Raw genomic sequence first — 1,820 nt, forward strand, 5'->3', positions numbered from 1 at the left:
GAGGCGGGCGTCGAGCACGAGATCCTCCGCGACAACATGCCGTTCGGGCGACCCGGCCACGGCGAGTTCGGCACCTACTTCATCGGCTACTCGCGGGCGCTGTGGGTGATCGAGCGGATGCTGGAGCGGATGTTCGTCGGCGACCCGGCGGGCAGCTACGACCGCATCCTCGACTTCTCCACCGCCACGACCGGCGTGACCTTCTTCGCGCCGACCCGATCGTTCCTCGAGGCTCTCGGCGACTGAGCGGGCACAGGCCGGGACCGGCCCAGTTGCCCGACCGCGATCCCGGCGAGCACGACCGCCAAACCGGCGACTTGACGGACCGTGAGCGCCTCCGCGGCGATGATCGCACCGAGCACCATCCCGGTCACCGGATTGAGCAGGCCGATGAGCCCGACTGTTCCCGCGGGGAGAGGGAGCGGGGGTGCTTTTTGCGTGCATACCCGAATACCTCGGCGGATGTCGCGTCACGATCCGACCGATACGTCGTCCTCCTGGGTAACGGGGTCATTCCCTGTAGGTCGCGAGCTGCACCGCCCCTTCCGAACTTCGGGTGAGGGACACGAGGATCGCGCGTTCAAAGACGAACGGAAATGGGAGATTCAGATGAACCGACTGACGAAGGTGGCGTCGGCAAGCGGCATTGCGCTGGGCCTGATCCTTGGGACCGGAATCACCGCGGCCAGTGCAGAGGAGGCACGCGACTCGGCTGAGGCCGTGTTCAATGAGTTCGTGGACACCCTGAAAGTCGACGCCAAGACCGATGCCGCGCTAACAGAGCGGTTCGATGACCTGCCGCCAGCCGAGCAGGAGCGACTCGCGGACGCAATCGAGGAGAATCCGCTGTCCGTGATGGAGTTCGACGCTGGTGCGCCGACCCTGACCGCGGGAACCGGAACCACTGCACAGCCGGCGCTGGCACGCAACATTGCCAGCTCCATTAAGACGGCGGCGCATCGCAACCCCGCCAACACCAAGCGAGCGTCGGCACGCACTACCACCAGCGGGCTCCACATCCAGACGGCCGCGGCTGCGCCTCGGTACACGGCAACCTACCCGGTGAACGCAAGCCTGTTCGGGATCACGACGGGCACGTTCAATATGCGCTACGTCTTCGAGGCCACCTCGACCAACGTCACCCGCAACCTGGAATGCACGGGATGGTTTACGGGGGCAGCCGGAGTCTGGAACATCAGCACCAGCCAAAGCAACTACGTCTCCGGCGGTCAGGGTACCTGCACGGTCAAGTACAACATGTCGCTTGCCTTCAAGGGGTCTTTCTTCAGCGCCAACAAGCAGCAGCAGCTCGTCTACAAGGGCACTAGGCTCACCAGCGCGAGCCTGAAGAACATCTAGCCATGACCGCCTCCACTGCGACCCGAACCCACCCCGCCGTGACCGACCGGTGGCTGTTGGTCGCTTCCGTCGTAGTCAGCATTGTCGCCCCAATTGTGTGGCCCGCTCTCATCGGCGCGGTTGTCCTCTTGGTTTGGGCCTCGGTGCGATTGGCCCGCCAGCGGCCCCGTTCGGTGGCGATACTCACCACCGCGATTGTCCTGCTCAGCCTGTCAATCGTTGTCGCGGTGGCACTGGGGGTGGCGACCGCTGCAACATTCGATGACACGGGCGACGGGACGGTGACTCTCATCCCCGGGTGACGCTTGCCGAAAGTCGCACAAGACGCTCGCGACGATCGTCGATGAGGCGGGCGTCGAGCACGAGATCCTCCGCGACAACATGCCGTTCGGGCGACCCGGCCACGGCGAGTTCGGCACCTACTTCATCGGCTACTCGCGGGCGCTGTGGGTGATCGAGCG

2 protein-coding genes and 1 pseudogene are annotated in these 1,820 nt (G+C 65.1%); all 3 read left to right on the forward strand.

Translation table 11 applies throughout. The features are described from left to right. The coding region (locus AB4079_RS19390; protein WP_441787945.1) for a Dyp-type peroxidase at positions 1-246 on the forward strand (246 nt) is incomplete at its 5' end. 363 nt (positions 247-609) lie between these two features. After that, positions 610-1,359: a hypothetical protein gene (locus tag AB4079_RS19395; protein ID WP_441788969.1), complete on the forward strand. Its 750-nt coding sequence runs from the start codon at positions 610-612 to the stop codon at positions 1,357-1,359. A gap of 309 nt (positions 1,360-1,668) precedes the next feature. Continuing rightward, positions 1,669-1,820: pseudogene (locus AB4079_RS19400) on the forward strand (Dyp-type peroxidase); the annotation flags it as partial.

The sequence above is a fragment of the Leifsonia sp. 2MCAF36 genome, assembly GCF_052115525.1.
Taxonomy (GTDB): Bacteria; Actinomycetota; Actinomycetes; order Actinomycetales; family Microbacteriaceae; genus Leifsonia.

What these genes read in the sequence shown, in the direction of transcription:
- AB4079_RS19395 (WP_441788969.1), top strand. Translation starts at nt 610, where the DNA reads ATGAACCGACTGACGAAGGTGGCGTCGGCAAGCGGCATTGCGCTGGGC.